This window comes from Bacillus sp. 95MFCvi2.1 (assembly GCF_000374965.1).
Taxonomy (GTDB): Bacteria; Bacillota; Bacilli; order Bacillales; family Bacillaceae_G; genus Bacillus_A; species Bacillus_A pseudomycoides.
This window is the reverse complement of record NZ_KB895723.1, coordinates 21,701-40,415: the sequence shown is the minus strand read 5'-3', so window position 1 is coordinate 40,415 and position 18,715 is coordinate 21,701. Positions and strand designations below refer to the sequence as shown.

The following is an 18,715-nucleotide window of genomic DNA, read 5'->3' as shown; positions in this document are numbered from 1 at the left end:
ACCCTACTTTTCCTCTTGCCAATACCCAAGCAAAGCCATGCATTATCTTGAGCTAACGTTTACGAAGCTTACAAACCTTCACTCTCGTTTACCATACCTATCTTCTCCTAGCAGTGTTCCGGACCATGCATTTGTCCTCTGTTTCCGCATTTCCTCATGCAACCTACATTCCCGTTACCAGAAATACAGTTTCGGATGGAGACCTTCTTTGCGTCTAGAGGGGTAGCGTAAGCTACACTGTGGGAATGCAACTTCTTGTCGCACCATAATTTTCGTTATAGGTAGCAAGTTTTTCTCCATACAATGGTAAGGTAGTATTTTTCTCATTGCATAGAGAAATTCGGCTGTTTTTTAGTTTTCGCCAAGCCGAACAGATCCAAAACAGGAAAAATGATAAAATATAGTTTAAGAAGAGCTATGTGGATATAAAAAAATAAAAATATCGTAGAGGGGGAGTAAAAACATGGAAAAATCATGGGAACGACCAAAAATAAAAATCCAAAAAACAAAAAGTGAACGGATTTGGGATATCATTGGATATTCATCTTTTTTATTATCAATAATTTTTTTGATCATGATTTGGGGAAACTTACCTGAGCAAGTACCGGGACATTATAACGCAGCTGGGGTTGTTGATCGTTGGGGGACAAAATGGGAACTTTTAATTTTACCGGGTATCGGGGTATTCATACTGCTCTTAATGCAGGCTTTAGAAAAGTTTCCCGAAGTTCATAACTACCCACGAAGATTTAATAAATCGAATGCTGAGAAGTTTTATTTGAATAGTCGAAAAGCGGTTAATCAAATAAAAAATATTTGTTTATTTATCTTTGCTTTGATCCAATATGAGTCAATCTCAATAGCTTTAGGGTGGGGAAATAGTTTTGGAAAATTATTTATACCTATCGTAATTATCGGGACAGGTATTCCAATTGTGATAGGTATAATGAGGCAACGAAAAATTAAATAACATTATTGTCATAAAAACGGTATTGAGAAAAGAAAAATAATTGGTAAATATCAATGGTAAAAGGAAAATCAAAAAGACAGGATCCTGAATAAGAAAAAAACCACATTGAATAAACATACATGTTTGGTTAACATAACGTCACATTATCGGGATTCAATGTATTTAGAAGACTATTAAAAGTCCTCCAGATTGTTTAACTGGAGGACTTTAGTGTTCACATAATTTTTTTTATCGGTATTATCCAAAAAAGCTCAGAGTTTTCATATGACTCTAAGCTTTTTTTATATGAGGTTTATTCAAATTAAAGACCCGTTAGTGAACTAGTTATTTTCAGAGAAAATATTTAACACTCTGGGAAAATAAAAAATAAGAAGCAAAAATTACTAAACCTAAATCAATTAATGCTAACTTCTTATTTCCTTCTTTTAAATTTATGATAAAACCATAAATACTTCTAACCATCCAAAAAGCTATCAAAAATAACCAACCAAAGTGGTTATTTTTATAATTTTCACCAAAAAACATTTGGACTGCACCTAAGAATAATAAAATAAGTACGATATTAGTTCCAATCTTTAAAGCTTTATTTGATTTATTATTTTTCAATTCATCATCCCCAACTCAACAGACTCTCTTAAATTATCATACTTTTTAGCAATCAACCCTAGTTCTTTAGGCGTAATCTTAATTTAAATCGTGTTCTCCATTCCCACACAATATTGAAAATTATACCACAATTATTGGATTATTTTGGTATGTATATAAGGAGGAATACAATAAATTTAGGGTTAGGAATCTCCTGGTCTATTCCAATAATCATTTTAGTGATAAAGGGTTTGCTGTAATATTAAAAGTTAGCTTCCTAGAATTATATAAATAAGCTGTCGATATGGCAGCTTATTGTATTTTTTGCTTAGTGTGGGGTTTTTCTGAAATGCTGGCAGTACCTCTTTAAGTAAAACAAAAGAAAAAATATGAATATTATATTCATATAGAGTTAACATAACGTCCCATTATCAGCAGTAACCAAATCCCAGAAAACCATTCATACCAAAAGTTTTCCAGCTTTCCGTTCCCTTCTCTATATGCAGGATTTCATACATTCCTGTCACAACAGCATTTGGCAGTTCAAATCGTCCTCGCAACCTGCATGAAATCCTGCATATCTTTAGCGTATAAAAAATTCAGTTTCCGCTTCCTAAAACTGTCTTAGCGTATATTTTTGTTAAAATGTTGGTGGTACGAATAATTCACCTTTCTTAACAACAATATAGTTAAATATGGTAAAATAGTAATTGGATTGAAATACAATATACTTGGTGGTACAACCACATCACTATCAATCTAAGACTGCATTAGGAAATTTTTAGAGGAGTTTTTTTGCTTTTTATAGGGGATCAGTGTAGATTATTTAAAAATTCGCATACGAAATAAACCCTAATTAATATAGGTATTACTACCATAATGGGTATTGTATGAAAAAAATATTTTATGAAAGCAAGTGAAGAAAAATGAATAATAAATTAATTCAACGTAAATGGGCATTAGTTGTAGCAATTTTGTTTACAATATCATCTATTATGCATCTAGCAGGAGGAGATATTAAGGTCGATCCTTATGGAATGGGAGAGTTATTGGCAGATTTTTTAATCCCCATATTATTTTATGTTTTGGCATTTAAAAAGAAGAAAGAAAAATAACTTCAAGATAATCTGAACTAGTAATTTATAGTAGCTAGTTTTTTTGGGGGAAGAATCATGTTTTTATTCTGTTGAAACTTTTTTATTAGACGGTCGTTTAGAAATCGATAACAACAGAAGTGAACGTTCTATTAAACCATTTGTGATCGGGAGAAAAAATTGGATGTTCTCAAATACACCGAGAGGTGCTAGAGGAAGTGCCATTATGTATAATGTGATTGAAACCGCAAAAGAGAACAATTTAAGTCCCTATCATTATCTTCTATATTTGTTTGAAACGCTCCCAAATATCGATTTAAACAATAAGGCCTCACCATATCAAAAAAAGAAAATTGTACGTTACGGCACAATTTGGACACAATTTAAGGTGTTTGGTGTACGCTAAGACGATTTATCAGCTAAATATGCTTACTTTTAAACTTTGCATAATGTTCCCCCTCAATCTTTCAATGAATATATTATTATCATTATATTACATTTGTAGATTTAAGAGATATAATTTGTATTTATATAGAATTCTTAATTAGGTTATATCAAGGTGTTTATAATGATATGCAAATGTAAACTAATAATAAAAAGTTTACTTTCAAAATAATGAAAAAGAGCCCTATTAATTTAGGACTCTTTTTCGTTTTATGTAAGGGGTACCGCTAATATCCGGAAAATTTTGTACGCTAAGCTTATTTTTAAAACGATACCCCATAAAAAAGAACTTTACTTAAGATAAGATTCTTTTTTCTTTATCTATTAACTTTTTTCATTTCACTTACAAAAATACTAATGATACCGATAGCTATCAATGAATAACCAATTGGTAGTAAATAAAATGGTTCTACAAGAGTACCATCCGCTGCGACTTTAGATCCGACCGTATTAAAGCTAACTAAACATCCGACTCCTAAGATAAATGGTATTAAAGATAAAATATATTTTTTCATTTTAGACCTCCGTCTTTAAGTTTATTTAACATATAATAATTGCTATATAGTCAGTATTATAATCCCCTTGTATTAGTTGGTACTATTCAAATACATGACAAAAAGCTTACAAATTCGTAAGGTATGGACAGGGAATTCTAAGCGTACGAAATGTTGGTGCTATCCCTAAAAGATGACTTATTTAATGTCATCTTTTGGCTTTTTTTTAGTGAAATTGAAAGTAAACTTTTATTCAAAAGTTTATTTTCGATTTTAAAGATTTAATTCTCTGATTTTACATTATTTTCTAATTTATTTGTGCTATATTTATTAGAAAAGGGGATGAATTAATGCTTAAATTTATAAAAGAAAAGTTAGCATTAATAGGTACTCTTTGTTTGTTTATTATTACTATTGTAAATTACACAATAAATAACGAGACAGTAACTGGCATAGTTAGTATTTCATTATTTATTCTTGTATTAATCTTATATATTATTTCTAGAAATACTAAAGTATCTTAAGGTGGATAAAGTGTGAGGTTCTTTTGTTATAGGCATACGGCAACGATTCGGCCATTGACCCGCCACATCTGTAAAAAATAGAATTTTTGTATCTTTTTTACTTTTCCAAACCTGAAATACTCTATTTAAATTGTTTTTTAACGATATATATTTTAAATTCATCCCAGTAGAGTGTACTTGATTGGGATGTTAGGCTTTTTGACGATTCTCCTAAGGTAAAAGCGTCCCATATGACTTATCTCAAAAGTTTAATTGGAAAAAATTTCAGATGTGGCGGGTTATTCTTTGAATCGTTTTCGTACCCCTAAACGTACAATCTTCTTAAAATGACAACGTGAAACCAAACATTGTATACAATAACACTAAGGGTTTTTCAAAATAGCTACGTGGAATATAAGCATTCGAGGAGGGAAAAAGTTGAGATTTTTCACGATATTTGCATCAAGGAACGATACAAATGATATAGAAGGTTTCATTACTCAAGTTTTCCAAAATGGATTCAAGGTTGTGCGCAATAAAAATGAATATACTATTCAATCGAAGAGACTATTTGGCAAAAATAAAATTATTATCCGGGTGTATTCTGAAGAATCATATCCTGATTATTTTTCCAATAATATTCCTGGAATGATGCATATGTACGATCAAATTGCATTTCAAGAAGAACGCGTTAAGACGATGGTTTTGACACAGATTTCTGTAATTAATACCATAATTGCTATAGAGACGGAGAAGGATTATAGTGATGACTACGTGGAACTGTTCCTTAAGTTACTCAATCAGGTAAACGGTATTGGTTTTATCCCTGATCGTACTCTCATCGGGAAGGATGGACAAGTAATCGTATTTCCAGATGGATCCTCTGGTCCTTCAGAATTTACTCCTCACGCATGTACGAAGATAATAATGGGCAAGGATAGTACTTCTACCGATGGGGAAGAAAGAAGACAGAAATCGATAAACAACCTGCAAGATAAGGGGATTCCATATATCGAAGGGTTGTCTCAATTGCCTCCTTTGACAAGTATTCAGTTGAGAAGTCGAGAAGAGATTACGAAGAGAGCAGTAGCTTTGCTGATTGTCATACAATATGCTTGTGATGTTGCCCAAGAAGGAGATTTAAAAGCTTCCAAAGAGTTCGTCATGGAGCTGTTGAACAAATTCGGTGTGGTTGAATCATTAACGAAGCAGGAAAGAGATTTCCTAAATTCAGAGCAACCTGACCAGAAAGAAGCCATACAGATTGCATGGCAGTATGAAGCCCAGTGGGTTTTACTTTGGTCAATAGGTCTCGTGAATACACTGAAATTTCCAAAAGAGATCTGTGACTGTCATTACGCAATTAAACTTGTTTCTGATTGTGGTTCTTTTAATGAATTTTATCAACAAACAAGGTTGCGAAGTGCAGAAGAGATTTTGGACGAGGCCGACCTCATTTATCGGCTTCATTGGGCTTGTGTACATGATAGAATTAATGAGAGAGAAGCGACTGCTGGTATGCAGGAAAGTATTGTAGTTGAAAGACGAAGGGGCTTGTTTTGGCTAATCAGTTATAGAAATGAAGCTTGGGACTGTATCTCCATGGATACATAATCTATATTCTTAGTTCTGTATAGCTTTTTTATTTCCGATAAAGATTGTTATGTTAATTAGCGTTGGATATAGTATTCAGGGGTAGAATCAGGATTTTGATATTATCCCAGTCATTATAAAACAGGAGTGATTTTATTTGTTACCGATATCAGCACATTTAAAAGATTTATAGAAGAAACATATCTAACATGGAAAAATAGAGAAATTTCAGGCGTAATCTTTATGAATCGATTAGGACTAAAGAAAAATACATTTTACAAGGTAATGAAAGAATATGAGAATCAATTAAATATAAGTGGAGATAATAAAGCATTCGATATCAATAAAATTAGTGATAATGTTAGTGAATTTAACATGCTGATTCCTTAACATATACGAGAGCAGTTTAATTGTCACTGGGTACACTGGATTGTATTGGACTTCATGAACTCATCGCGTAATGATTAAGTGAAGAATAGTCAGACATTCTCTCCCCTCTATTACAAAAACTAAATTTGTACCGGAGGTATCACCTCAAGGGCAGTGAAGTAAATTCTGGTTGAAACGATTTACATTTCTTGATAATGCCCTCTACTAAGAGAAGCATAATTAGTATTTATTAGTTTAAGAAATTTTTTGCTCCATAATCCCATAAAGTGTGAAAGGAATTTGTAAAATATGTCCACGTTATTTTTATTTCCATCCGATTATTTTGACATCAGAAAAGTTGACGCTAATTATAAAGATGAATATAACGAAGTAGCAAAATTCCCTGAGTTTGAAACTGCAGTCTATGATTACGAAGAATTCATCACAAATGGCAAACTAAGTATATATCCAAATAACAGGTACAGGGGAACCTGTGTGTATAGAGGATGGATGCTAACACCTTTGCAATATGAAGATCTTTATAAAGAATTATTGGACAAGGGTTTGAAATTAATAAACTCTCCTGTAGAGTACAACGAATGCCACCTGTTTCCAAATGTCTATGATTCAATAAAATCTTACACACCCAAGAGTATCTATTATCAAGACCAGAAAACGATTGATTGGGTTACTATAAATAGATCCTTTAAAAGATTTATGGTCAAAGATTATGTGAAATCAGTTAAGGGCTCAAGTTTTCCAGATTATTTTGAAACACCAGTTGTTGGTCAAAAAATGGATTATTATATACAAAAATTTATTGAACTCCGAGCCAATTTATATACAGGTGGTATCGTGATTAAGGAATTTGTAGATTTAAAAAAATATTTTGGTTTTACAAATGAATATAGAGCGTTTTTCTTAAATGGGGAACTAGTATCTCTTTGCAGAAATTCCAATCAACCTAACACAAGTAAGATCATTCCGAGGGACTTTGTTCAAATTTTCAAATCCCTCAAAAGTAAGTTCTATACTGTTGATTTTGCTGAACTTGATGATGGTAGTTGGGGTGTCATAGAGACAGGGGACGGTCAGGTATCCGGATTATCGTCAAATCAAAATGTATTTAAATATTATGATGAAATTAGAAAAATGTTAGAAAGTGAAAAAATATAGCTAAGTTAGTTTTAGTCTAAAAAGGTTCGATCGAAAAGTACTAATTCATCACTTTTAAATCGACTGAACTATATAGGATTCATCTATTCTCCTAGAATCATTGTTCTGATTAAGATGACACCGGAATCGCTTCTTTAACTATAGACTGACTATAAAAACTCATCGCAGGAGTAATGTTTATAAATCAATTAAGTCTGAGTATGGTTACGAGTTCCTTAATATCAAAAAAAATTGGTTAGAATGTCAGTTAATTTTGGGTAGCACCACATCGCTATCAAGCTAAGAAAAGCAAATACCCCAAAACGAGAAAATTGATATTTCCAGGTGAAAATGTCAATTTTCACATATAGGTCTTTAAAAGTCTCTTATTGTGTTAAGGGGGGGATTAAGGAATGATATACTTTAATTGAGGTGAAAAATATGATTCCGACAATAAATGACCTAATTATTATTTGCCATTACTCTTTGTTAGGTGCAATACCGAACAATTTAAGAGGGCTTACTGTAAAATTAGAAAATAAAACGCTATATTGGAAAGGTTATTTTGATGGAGAACCCACTGAAGAAGAAATAGAAATATTGAGTGTAGCTTGTACAGAGGTAATAGCTAATTTCCCTATCATTATGGACTGTAACGCCGTTGTTGCTTTAAAATAAAGTTTGATCAAATTAATACTAATAACCTTGATAAACGATCATAGAAAAGAGCGTGTGTTGAAAAAAGATTGATCAAAACACGCTCTTAATATATTCAATTGAATTATTCTTTTATAAAAAAGTTTGATCATTTTCTACCTGTATTGCTCCACAATCGCGCCCGATTGTGGAAAATCTTAATTACTATGTCTTATTGAACAAACCTACCTCTTTACTTTACAAAAAGTGAGCGTTTACCTTTTTGTAAGAACATCTGTTTGTGGATGGGAGTTAGCGGTTATAATGATGTCTGGGTAATAATAAGTAAGTTACCGTTGCTTATTAAAAAAACAAGGCCCGATTGGCCCTGCTTGTTATTTGACTATTACTTTTCCATCCATTCCTTTCTGGAAATGGTACCGACATATCAGTTCATATGTACCGGGCTTTTTAGGTTTCACGGTAATGATTTTTTCTTTTCCCGGCTGGACTTCGGCGTCAATTCTGAGCTTTTCCACTGTGAAGGTGTGCTCTTTCTTACCTTGGTTTTTCAATATCAACGTTGTCGTTCTTCCAATCGGGATAGTGATGACTTTCGGATTAAAGTAATCATCGTTCAACCCGACCTCAATCACTTTCACTGACTCAATAGGCTGTGTTACGACGCCGGATTCGGCAAATACACTGTGTGAGCCTGGAGTTGTCACAACCACAATAATCGTAAGCAAAACGACCAATCCAGTTAACCGATTTTTTACAGACATTCGCAATCCTCCCTTTCCTAAGTACTATTGTTTTCCAATTCATAAAATATTATCACTATTAATGGGATTCCAACGTGCTTCAAATAGTAACTCTTTTATCTGAAACAGTGACAAAGAAAAAAGATCGACTCTAATGGGGGTACGGAAATGATTCTGGGTATGAGGGGCCACTCTGGGATTTAATTACAAATAAAAAAAGAACTTTATTAAAGTTCTTTTAATCTACGATACAGAGCGGCCTGACTCACTCCTGTAATTTGGCAGATTTCCTTAACAGTTTTATTGGTATGCTTCCTTAATTCAATCGCATGATTCATACCTGGGTGCTTATCCGTGTATTTCTTCAATCTTCCTCTATACACTCCTTTTTGTTTCGCTAACTTTATTCCCACACGTTGTTTTTCTTTAATCATTTCTCGATCTAGTTCACTAAAGGCAGCCATGACAGTTAAAAAGAATTTTCCTGTTGGAGTTCTAGTATCTATTCCTAAATTTAAAATCGCAAAGTGAACATCCTTTTCCCGAAGTTGTTCTACTAATTGTAATAGCTGAATGGTATTTCGACCCAAACGATTCATTCTAGTTACGACCAAAGTATCCCCAGAAAGAAATTTTGTGCTAACTTATAACAAAAAAGCTCATTTTTTCGTTTTGGGATAGTTCTGAATTCTTAAGTTGATGGGCATGTATGGTGACCCCTTGTAGAAGAAACATTTTCCATCTGAGAGCTTATGCTCTCTTTTTTTATTTATGTTCGACATAATCTGACAAAAAAGTTGTAACCATATTTGTTATGATAGTTCAGGAATCATACATTTTACATAATTGGAGGAAACGAAATGTATAAGAAGATGGGTACACTCGTTATAACTGGAGCGCTTGTTATAAGTCTAGCGGGATGTAGTGATACAGAAGAAACTGCCAAGAAAGTATCAAATGATACAAAAACAGAACAAACAACTGAAAAGAAAGAAGAGAAAAAAAAATTTAAAGTTGGCGAAACAATTAAACTTGGAAATCACAAATTAACTGTTACAAATGTTGAAAAGTCTCCAGGTGGAGAATTCGATAAACCTAAAGAGGGTCATGAATTTTTAATCGCTAATGTAACTATAGAAAACGGCGGCAAAGAAGAAATACATTATAATGCTCACGATTTCAGTTTACAAAACAGTGAAGGAAATATTGTAGATCCAACGTTAACTATGATTAACCAAGATACTCAATTGAATTTTGGAAAACTTGCACAAAATGGGAAAATAACTGGAACTATTGCTTTCGAATCAAAACAAGGAGATCCTAAGCTTCAATTAATCTTCAAACCAATTTCCTTATCAGAAGAAGAAGTTCGAGTAAATCTTCAATAATAATATCTACAAAAAGAAAAGACACTCGAATTGAGTGTCTTCTTTTAAAATTTCACATACTATATCTAATTAATGGGGTATCACCACATCACTATCAAGCTAACAAAACAAAATACCCCATGCCCATCAACTTAAGAATTCAGAATTACCCCAAAACGAAAAAATGAGCTTTCTTGTAATAAAAAACAAATCCGTAATACTAGGAGATTCCTTTTCAATGGCTATATGAGAAATACGTGTATAAGCCAGTATTTAAATTTAAGTATGATACGATTATAGAAAGGGGGGGAAGCTATATGAACGGTCTACAAGAGAAAACATCTGAATTATTAAAAGAGAAAAAAAAGCCAATCACTGTAGTTTTAAAGAGTGGGGTTAGGATAACCGGGCAGATTCTTGCAATGGACAAATTTGCGATTCTTATGATGGTTCATGGTAAACAGAAACTCGTTTACAAACAAGCCGTTTCAACCATTACTGCATAATACATATGAGAATGATTTGACCATTTCTTAACATTTTCTCAACATTACATTATGTATATATGCGATATAATAATAAGTAATTCTCTTTATCTTACTTCTATATATTTGTTGTTTCCTGTTGCAGAATCCTTATCATAAGGATTCTATTTTTTGTTCCAAAAGGTACACCTTTTGGAACTATAAAAATTACATGAAATATTAGTTCCAAAACCTCAAAAATTGATTTTTGAAACGTTTCTAAAAGATAGATACCTTTTGGAACTATTTTGCTATAATATGTATTATAAAACATCAAGAGAAGGAGATTCTGATACCTTGAATAACAGAAAATTCGGATACATACGTGTAAGTAGCAAAGATCAAAACGAAGGTAGACAACTAGAAGCAATGAAACAAGTTGGTATTGATGAAAGAGATATTTTCATTGATAAACAATCTGGTAAAGATTTTAATCGTCAAAAATATCAACTTGTAAAAATGATGTTACGGGAAGGAGATATTTTATATGTACAATCATTAGATCGTTTTGGGAGAAACAAAGAAGCGATTTTAAATGAATGGAAGGATATTACTAAAAATATTAAAGCCCACATCGTTGTAATTGATATGCCTTTATTAGATACAACTAAGTATCAAGATAACTTGGGAAATCTCATTACAGACCTGGTACTTCAAATTCTTTCGTGGCTTGCTGAAGAAGAGCGATCAAAGATAAAAGTCCGACAACAAGAAGGAATACATCTAGCTAAAAAACAAGGAATACATCTCGGAAGACCAAAGACAGAAATTACAGTTGAATTTATCGCTGCTTATAACGCTTGGAAAACAGGTACGATAACTGCTGTTGAGGCAAGGAAACAAGCGGATCTATCTAAAACCACATTTTACAGGCTTGTAAAAAGATATGAAAATAAAACATATTAACATTTTATAAATTCACATAATTTTCAAAATTAAAATATTTAATTGCTAATATTTGTTATATAATGAAATTGTCAAAGCATCACCCCTGTAGTTTCTATGATGAATCTGTTAAGATAGTTTGTTGTTTCCAAATTTACATTATCTCAAAAAGAACTTGTAGTGATTCCTACAAGTTCTTTTTGTTTTTCTAGTTAAACATGAATGGAAGCATTCAAATATTCATTCACCCTAAAAGAAATAAATAATTTTAATTGATTCATAGCATATTTAATCAAAAACGATTATTTTTGGACAATTAGTATCAAGCAATTTTAACTGTCTTTTTGTTGAAAACTCATTTCAAAAACTATATACCTAATACGTACGTACGTTTATGATAAAATAAATAAACATGCAAGTAATATTTTGGAAATAATGGTTGTTATTTAAAATCTCAATCATGCCTTTTATAAAATTAAATATTTTATGCTTCTTGATGACTTTACTAATCGGGAACAGGAGTGTTAGTGGAATTATATTTAGAGAAATAAGGAGGAAACTAGATGCTTAATCAAACAATGGAGTTTGCAAAAGTAATTCGCTTTGATAATAAAGGTTTTTTTACAAAGCCATACAACTCTTCTTATTTTCATCATGCGCTTCCTTTTCTTGATGTAGAGATCACAAAGTTAACTAATAATGATCAAATTTTAGACAATGAAAATATGATTATAGAACCTCATTTTGATGATCCTAACTCATCCGGTTGTTTTGCTTTTTTAAATGAATATAATCCTAAGCTATTCCAAGAAAACGGAGCCATGTATTTTCGATCAAAAGATAAGAAGCATACAATGTACTTAAATACAGAAGAAATAATTTGGGTTAGAAATGTAAATCATAAGAATCAACCCTTCTTTACTCAATACAATAAGAATTATGTTCTTGATGATGGGAAAAACCACAACTTTTTAGAATATATAGACACATCTGATGTGAAATTAAATTGGGTAAGAATGTCCGTAAAACTTGCATTGGAGCGAACAAGATTATATAAAGAAAATTTTCCTTTTCAAGAAGAAATTCCTGAAAAAATTACAGAGTTTTACTTAACAGAGCAACAAGTAAATCGATTAATTAGACCGTTTCATATGTATAAACGACAATTTAAAAAAATGTGTCTAAATATATTTAAGACAAAAAACCTAAAAGAACCCTCCAATTGAAACCAAACTACACGTTAAAACCTAATTAAATTAGGTTTTTTATTTTGTCGAATAAGTGTCGAAAAGAATATGGGGTACAGCCGAGATACGTGTAATTTTGAGTCATAGGCTTACTTTTGTACCGTTTTGAAAAAAGTTTAACTGTTATAAAAAAGTTGCACCGCTTAATTCCCTTGGGGTTCTCAAGAACGGCGCCCACTGTAAGTTTTAATCCAATTTTTTTATAAAACGAAAAGTTGGATTAAAAAGAAAGGAATCCATTTTGAAAAAGATTAATCAAAATGGATTCCTTTTATTTATTGTAAAATAGGGGTCACTATACATCGCTATCAAGCTAATAAAACACCCCCTAAAATGAAAAAAATACGCTATCCTTTCTGTAGAGTTATAGGAAAGGAGAACATATTTTTTGCTTTATGGAAAGCGCAAAACCTTAACTTGATAGCGATGTGGCGGGACCCCCAATATTAATAACTATAAGGTTTTTAAAACCAATCAATGGATATAGTCCGTTTGTTGGTACATCTACTACTTATTTGTGTAAAAAAATTCCTTAATGTACAAATTTCTTTTTTGGGTCATGGGCCCTTTCAGTTTGGGGAGTCTCCCAAAAGTAGAAAGCAAGAACCTGTACTTGTATGATATAGATAAAATAGCAGCCGGATTTTTCCGGCTGTCCTTCTTTCTCACTTATAGATATGTATATCTCAATTCTAAAATTTGATACAAATCATCAACAAACTGTTTAATCTCGTTTAAAGAAAATTGTAAGAACTGTACTACATTCTTTCTAGTTCCCTTAAATACATATTGACCTTCTTCATATTGAACTATTTCATTAAGAAAGCGAGGGTTTATATTACCATATATGTGGCCATTTTCAACTGAAAAATTCCCTGTCGGCATCCCGTTAACAAAATTGTTCTTAAAGGTAATACTCGAATTTTGATTAATTCGTGCTAGACCCCCGATTTGCATATATGTACTACTCTGTCTTTCACTCTCTGATAAATCATCATGCTTGTTATCATTAGTTCGCCTACACATGTGTGTAAGGAATTTGTTTTTCTCGTCTCTCTTATGGTCCTGAAGACATTCAACTAGCCGATATACTTGTTCATCACTACTAAATAACCCCGGTAAGTTTTTAGAGACACTGCTTCTAAATGTCTTTGTTGTCGGTCCATAAGGAAAATAGACATTACTGTCCTTACTGTTTAATTTGCGAATTCTTTCCTGTTCAGGCAGTACTAATTCAAAAATATCTTTTGCGGTATATTCTAGTATGCTTCTGCAATGCTCTAGAAGACTTTTTACTTTAGGTACTGCAATCCCTGCATTTTCAGGACTTTTAAATGCTTTACGGAATTTATCATCTATTTGATTTAACAATTCTTCACATTCTTCAATAAGTAAAGCACAGCTCTTTTTTCTCATATTAAGTAGCCCCCTTACAACAATTATAAATATATATCAGACTAAAATCCACCTGCAAACTCTGCAATTTTCTTATCCACGAAATGGGCAAAGCAAATTAATGCATTAGAAGAGAAAGATGGTAAATGAATGTTAAATAATACAAAAGTATTCGATAGATCGTTAGTGTCTATATTACAAATGGGGGAGGATTGAAATACATGGACAGCGTATTGCCTATTGGAAAGAAACATGGATGTTTTACTATAATCGGTGGTTTTGAAGTATATCAAGAAGAATTTGCTAAAAAGAAAATTGCAGACCTAGAACAAAAAAAGCAAAGGTTTATAAATGGAGAAATAATTACTGGGAATACTTTTGATTCTGTAGATGTTTATGATAGATTCATACAAGATTGGAAGTCTTGCAAGAAATACCAATGCCAGTGTGAATGCGGAAAAGTAAAGTATCTTGGTGAGATTTATTTTTCTGGAAAAAAATATAGAGATTGTGGGGATAATTGTGCGGTAAAGCAGGAACGTGAGAGAAAAAGGATAGCTTCATATCCTAGAGTAAAAGATGAAAGTTATGATATTAATTATTTATATACCACACATGAATCATTAGAGGTATTAGAATGTATTGATGAAAATTATGAGGGGAAACCTATTATATTTCATAGAGGAAGAAGAGGAAGGAAGGTGGCAAATGTAAAGTATATAAGTTATATAGATGTCGTTGCTATCTGTGTGGTAATGAATATGAATTTAAATCATCAGATTTTAAGATAAAAAATGATAAATACGGATCTAAAGCGAAAGATGGATATTATTGTGATGCTTATTGTAACTGCCATAACATTTCATCATTTCAATGGCGAACTATAAAAATACTGAGAGAACATAATGTTGCATATAGAGTCGAAGTTGAGTTTCAAGACTTATATGGTGTAGGGCAAAAGAACTTGTTGCGTTATGATTTTGCCGTTCTCGGTTCAGATAATAGCATTAAATGTCTTATTGAGTGTCAAGGTGAACAGCATTATAATCCTGTAGATGAGTTCGGTGGTGTTTCACAATATGAATCTCAAGTAAAGAATGACGAATTAAAACGTGTTTATGCCAAGTCACATAATATACCTTTATTCGAAATTAAATATACTTGTAATACATACGAAAAGGAAATAGAATTTCTTAAAACTGCTGGAATTATTTAATCACATATTTTCAGATATCGATTAACTTAACGGCACTTGTCAAGATGCACCGAGCCAATGAGATAATGGTTGTTGGATATCGGATTAAGAGAGCATAAAATTCCAATTTATCGGTGAGCTTGATTTGAAAGTGCAATAGACACTTCAGTGTCTTTTTTTATATCATCGCCAATTTTCCCAGTCACAGGTCACTATATCATTCTGGGAAAATTGTACGCTAAGGGGGTAAAGCCGAGATACGTGTAATTTTGAGTATTAATCTTACTGGTTCTGGTGCAAAGATAAAATAAAAGCTAATATAGCACATATATTTCGAGTGGAATTGTATTTTATGCTGCTAACCCGAATAATTGATTAAGTGTAGCGGGAGACATATATCGATATAGCTCTTCGGCAAATAAAGATAACTCTTGTTTTTGGTTCATATTCATAAAAAACACGTCACCCTTTCTCATTAACATAAGAGAATAGTAACGTGCTTTTAACTTCAAAAATAGTCTAGATCCTTAAGTTGATGGATGTGTGGCGCTCCCCCTTATAAATGTTACAAAAATCTTTCAAATAGCTCTAACTTGCACAATGCTTCCCGTTAATATAATACGCTGATTCTGTGAAAACCGTAAATACAACCTCTACTTCTGGAAGTCCAAAATCCATTACATATGTAGTAATGACCTTGGCAAATCGATCACGAATTTCCTGTCCACGCTCGAACCATTTCACTTCAATAAGAGGAAACGCTTCCATTTCTTCTCCATTGAATACAAACGTAGAACTTGGTAGTTCCAACGTAAAATTATCCGTACCACACTCACAAATCTCTGCGAGCTCTTCTACTAATGGCTTGCTTATGCGTTTTAATTGTTCAGTAGTAATTCCACGAAACACAACATGCGGCATGTGAATCCCTCCATTAGATAGCTTTATATTTGCTCACATCATAGCACAATTTATTTTGCTGCACTAGAATCTATTGGTACATTTCAATGACATTCTTAAGTTGATAGGCATTGGGTACAGCCACATAGCCATCAACCTAAAGAATCAAAATCCCCACATAACGAAAAATTCTATTCATTATTGATTACTGATAATCATGGATTATGTGAACTAAAGATGACTTAAGTTGTTTTTTATTTAGGAATGTACAGGATATTATAAATATAAAAAGAAATTTTAAAGAAGTTGTAGATAGGAGGAGAACATTATTAATAAATTAAGCTCTTGGTTAATTGGAACATTGTTAATTATAGGATTAAGTGGATGTACAGAGGTTGTAAATGAATCTAAAAACAAGAACAAACATGAAGATATTATTGAAGTGACAAACCAAATTAAACAAGAGATAAATCCTGTTAAGTTTAATCAAACAGAAATAAAATCTATTGAGATTGGTAACTTTCATAATACAGATGGAGAATATTTGGTTAAAAATAAAGAGCATATTAGTGCAATTTTAAACGGCATTGAACAGGCGAAAAAGTCTATTTTTAAAATCAATGAAAAGATAGTGGTGGATACAATAGATGCGAAAATGAGCATTATTTATCAGGATAGTACTCGCAGTAATAGTTTTTTTGTTTGGATACAATCTGACGAGAGAATTGTAATTATCCCCAGCGAAAATAAAGATAATGGGCAAGGATTTTATTTAGATAAAGAAAGTTCGAAGAAAATCCTATCCTTATTTGAAAAATAATAAAATTCCTAAACGTTACTTATTACCTATAACGAGAATTATGTGAACACGAAAGTCCCCCAGTTAAACAACCTGAAGGACTTTTAATAGTCTTCTAAATACATTGAATCCCGATAATAGGGCGTTATGTTAACCTTACGTGTATGGAATATACATTGGTTTTTACTTATCTAATAGAGGCCTTTTGTTAAGGAAAACTTGTTATAATATTCTCAAGTGGAAAGTGCAATTTATGGGAGGATAGACCACAATGCCTGAACCGAATATAAAAATAAAAAAGATATGGGAAGATACCGATTTTTTTGAATTGAATTTTGACTTTACTGGATTTTATGGCACTGCGAGCATTAACATATATACCACCAATGAAGAACTCGAAGATTTAAAAGATGGAATAATCAAGTTTTCCACTTTTAAACTACATGAGTTTCAATGGGTTTCAGGTAAGGATATAGACAATGTAACTCATTTCTTATCCATGAGATTCTTCTTACATGATAAAAGAGGAATTGTAGGTATAGAGGTAGTAACTGACAATAAACAATCAAAGCCTTATTGGATGCGTTCAAATCTGTTTATTCTTACGGAACTTAATCAAATTGATGATTTTATAAAAAAAATAGAACAGTTAATTAGTGAGGAAATTACTGAGTTGAAAGGCATAATTCCAGTCTGACAGTGATAATTTTTGTAGGTAAATTACATATGTTAACTTCCGCTAACGATAATTATGTAAATGAGCTGTCCATATGGGCAGCTTATTGTATTTTTTGTAAAATGACAATAAAATTGTTGAATTTCCAAAGGAGTCGTTACATTTACAATAAAGTTATTTAAAAATGTCAGTGATGGTATTCAATTAATGAAATAAAGTTTATTCAGTTAACTGAGCAGTTTGATTAATACATAAAGGAAATTAAGCTGGTTTCATAGAATTAATTAGGCAATTCATTATCTTGGAGGAATGACTGAATGGCTGAATTGATTTATCATGTTGCGGTTTCACTGGACAATTTTATTGCGGATCAAGGTATGATAGAAGGAAATATTAATAATTCTCTCTTTTTATTTGAGGGGGATCATGTCCCAGACTTTTTAGCAGATATTCAGGGATACGATGCCGTGTTGATGGGGGGGAAAACATATGAGTTTGGGTTTCAATTCGGTGCTAAACCTGGTGAACCTGGATATAAGGGCATAAAACATTACATATTTTCAAACTCCATACAGTTTGAGGCAAACGAGGAAGTTGAACTTATTAAAGGAGATGCTATAGGGGTTATTAAGAACCTCAAAAAACAATATAACGGTAAAATTTGGTTGTGTGGAGGCGGAGAATTGGCTGGGTCGTTGTTTAAACATAAACTTATTGATCAATTAGTATTAAAGGTTAATCCAATTATAGTCGGTGAAGGTATTTCTCTATTTGGTAGCGTAAAACCACGTCTTAAATTAAAGTTAGTGGACATGAAACAGTATTCTAATGGAGTTATCAAACCTACTTACAATATTATTTATACTTAGAATTATCATGGAGAACTACTTTTTTAAATTAATTTTAAAAAATAAAATTTCATCCAATTGTTCCACTATTGCAGAAGAATACTTAACTTATTAAAAAACTTTATTGTTGCTGATTTTTTTAAAATTAGAGAAGGATAAATAAAATTAAACAACTATTCTAAACATCGTTCGATTGTTCGGACGGTGTTATGCGTGTTTATAGCGTAGAAATTAAACAACTTTATTATCATTACACATTTTTTGCTTAGCGT

Annotated in this window: 19 protein-coding genes and 3 pseudogenes; 16 read left to right on the top strand and 6 right to left on the bottom strand. The window is 32.0% G+C overall.

The annotated features are described in order from the left end of the window. Positions 1 to 463 precede the first annotated feature (463 nt). Positions 464 to 970: a DUF1648 domain-containing protein gene (locus C568_RS0126675; RefSeq protein ID WP_018783258.1), complete on the top strand. Its 507-nt coding sequence runs from the start codon at positions 464 to 466 to the stop codon at positions 968 to 970. Positions 971 to 1,300: 330 nt separating this feature from the next. Here C568_RS0126675 and C568_RS0126670 read toward each other — a convergent pair whose 3' ends face one another. Next, positions 1,301 to 1,576, bottom strand: a complete 276-nt coding sequence (locus tag C568_RS0126670) for a hypothetical protein (RefSeq protein ID WP_018783257.1) — start codon at positions 1,574 to 1,576, stop codon at positions 1,301 to 1,303. 905 nt (positions 1,577 to 2,481) lie between these two features. Here C568_RS0126670 and C568_RS0126665 point away from each other — a divergent pair. Both C568_RS0126665 and C568_RS0126660 read left to right on the top strand, forming a co-directional pair. Continuing rightward, positions 2,482 to 2,670, top strand: a complete 189-nt coding sequence (locus C568_RS0126665; RefSeq protein WP_018783256.1) for a hypothetical protein — start codon at positions 2,482 to 2,484, stop codon at positions 2,668 to 2,670. A 79-nt stretch (positions 2,671 to 2,749) separates the two neighbouring features. Then, positions 2,750 to 3,055: pseudogene (locus C568_RS0126660) on the top strand (IS66 family transposase); the annotation flags it as partial. A 355-nt stretch (positions 3,056 to 3,410) separates the two neighbouring features. On the opposite strand, the gene C568_RS0126655 reads toward C568_RS0126660, so the two are convergent. Next, entirely contained in the window at positions 3,411 to 3,608 is a 198-nt protein-coding gene (locus C568_RS0126655) for a DUF3955 domain-containing protein (RefSeq protein WP_018783254.1), read from the bottom strand. A 920-nt stretch (positions 3,609 to 4,528) separates the two neighbouring features. Here C568_RS0126655 and C568_RS0126645 point away from each other — a divergent pair. The 4 genes and pseudogenes from C568_RS0126645 (at position 4,529) to C568_RS0126630 (ending at position 7,885) form a co-directional block, all read left to right on the top strand. After that, positions 4,529 to 5,704 (top strand): DUF4272 domain-containing protein, encoded by a 1,176-nt coding sequence (locus C568_RS0126645; protein WP_018783252.1) that lies wholly within the window; start codon positions 4,529 to 4,531, stop codon positions 5,702 to 5,704. A gap of 168 nt (positions 5,705 to 5,872) precedes the next feature. Further along, a pseudogene (locus C568_RS35825) lies at positions 5,873 to 5,983 on the top strand (recombinase family protein); the annotation flags it as partial. A 378-nt stretch (positions 5,984 to 6,361) separates the two neighbouring features. Beyond that, positions 6,362 to 7,228, top strand: a complete 867-nt coding sequence (locus C568_RS0126635; RefSeq protein WP_003202979.1) for an ATP-grasp domain-containing protein — start codon at positions 6,362 to 6,364, stop codon at positions 7,226 to 7,228. A 420-nt stretch (positions 7,229 to 7,648) separates the two neighbouring features. Continuing rightward, complete coding sequence (locus tag C568_RS0126630) at positions 7,649 to 7,885, top strand: hypothetical protein (protein WP_042511187.1); 237 nt, start codon at positions 7,649 to 7,651, stop codon at positions 7,883 to 7,885. 353 nt (positions 7,886 to 8,238) lie between these two features. On the opposite strand, the gene C568_RS0126625 is transcribed toward C568_RS0126630, so the two are convergent. After that, positions 8,239 to 8,628, bottom strand: coding sequence for a cupredoxin domain-containing protein (locus tag C568_RS0126625; protein WP_018783250.1), 390 nt, complete (start codon positions 8,626 to 8,628; stop codon positions 8,239 to 8,241). Positions 8,629 to 8,834: 206 nt separating this feature from the next. Further along, positions 8,835 to 9,236 (bottom strand): annotated as a pseudogene (locus tag C568_RS31350) (recombinase family protein); the annotation flags it as partial. 231 nt (positions 9,237 to 9,467) lie between these two features. Here C568_RS31350 and C568_RS0126615 point away from each other — a divergent pair. The 4 genes from C568_RS0126615 (at position 9,468) to C568_RS0126600 (ending at position 12,609) form a co-directional block, all read left to right on the top strand. Beyond that, entirely contained in the window at positions 9,468 to 9,995 is a 528-nt protein-coding gene (locus tag C568_RS0126615) for a DUF4352 domain-containing protein (RefSeq protein ID WP_018783248.1), read from the top strand. Positions 9,996 to 10,291: 296 nt separating this feature from the next. Next, on the top strand, positions 10,292 to 10,480 hold the full coding sequence (gene hfq / locus C568_RS0126610; protein ID WP_018783247.1) for an RNA chaperone Hfq: 189 nt from the start codon (positions 10,292 to 10,294) through the stop codon (positions 10,478 to 10,480). A gap of 315 nt (positions 10,481 to 10,795) precedes the next feature. Then, on the top strand, positions 10,796 to 11,404 hold the full coding sequence (locus tag C568_RS0126605) for a recombinase family protein (RefSeq protein WP_018783246.1): 609 nt from the start codon (positions 10,796 to 10,798) through the stop codon (positions 11,402 to 11,404). Between the two features lie 542 nt (positions 11,405 to 11,946). Then, the gene (locus tag C568_RS0126600) at positions 11,947 to 12,609 is read left to right on the top strand and encodes a hypothetical protein (RefSeq protein WP_018783245.1); all 663 of its coding nucleotides are present in this window, start codon (positions 11,947 to 11,949) and stop codon (positions 12,607 to 12,609) included. Positions 12,610 to 13,299: 690 nt separating this feature from the next. Here the strand turns inward: C568_RS0126600 and C568_RS0126595 are convergent. Continuing rightward, a complete protein-coding gene (locus C568_RS0126595; RefSeq protein WP_018783244.1) occupies positions 13,300 to 14,046 on the bottom strand; it encodes a hypothetical protein in 747 nt (248 codons plus the stop codon). Between the two features lie 200 nt (positions 14,047 to 14,246). On the opposite strand from C568_RS0126595, the gene C568_RS35820 reads away from it, so the two are divergent. Together C568_RS35820 and C568_RS35815 are read left to right on the top strand one after the other, a co-directional pair. Beyond that, positions 14,247 to 14,816 carry a hypothetical protein gene (locus tag C568_RS35820; protein WP_018783243.1) on the top strand — a complete coding sequence of 190 codons (570 nt, stop codon included), beginning with the start codon at positions 14,247 to 14,249 and terminating at the stop codon, positions 14,814 to 14,816. A 173-nt stretch (positions 14,817 to 14,989) separates the two neighbouring features. Beyond that, positions 14,990 to 15,241 carry a hypothetical protein gene (locus tag C568_RS35815; protein ID WP_018783242.1) on the top strand — a complete coding sequence of 84 codons (252 nt, stop codon included), beginning with the start codon at positions 14,990 to 14,992 and terminating at the stop codon, positions 15,239 to 15,241. A 567-nt stretch (positions 15,242 to 15,808) separates the two neighbouring features. On the opposite strand, the gene C568_RS0126580 is transcribed toward C568_RS35815, so the two are convergent. Continuing rightward, positions 15,809 to 16,141, bottom strand: coding sequence for a DUF1904 family protein (locus C568_RS0126580; protein WP_018783240.1), 333 nt, complete (start codon positions 16,139 to 16,141; stop codon positions 15,809 to 15,811). A gap of 340 nt (positions 16,142 to 16,481) precedes the next feature. Here C568_RS0126580 and C568_RS0126575 point away from each other — a divergent pair, with 340 nt between their 5' ends. From C568_RS0126575 to C568_RS0126565, 3 genes are all read left to right on the top strand, one after another. Further along, complete coding sequence (locus C568_RS0126575) at positions 16,482 to 16,940, top strand: hypothetical protein (protein WP_018783239.1); 459 nt, start codon at positions 16,482 to 16,484, stop codon at positions 16,938 to 16,940. Between the two features lie 250 nt (positions 16,941 to 17,190). After that, positions 17,191 to 17,616, top strand: a complete 426-nt coding sequence (locus C568_RS0126570; RefSeq protein WP_018783238.1) for a hypothetical protein — start codon at positions 17,191 to 17,193, stop codon at positions 17,614 to 17,616. Between the two features lie 296 nt (positions 17,617 to 17,912). Beyond that, the gene (locus C568_RS0126565) at positions 17,913 to 18,464 is read left to right on the top strand and encodes a dihydrofolate reductase family protein (RefSeq protein ID WP_018783237.1); all 552 of its coding nucleotides are present in this window, start codon (positions 17,913 to 17,915) and stop codon (positions 18,462 to 18,464) included. The last annotated feature ends 251 nt before the right edge of the window (positions 18,465 to 18,715 follow it).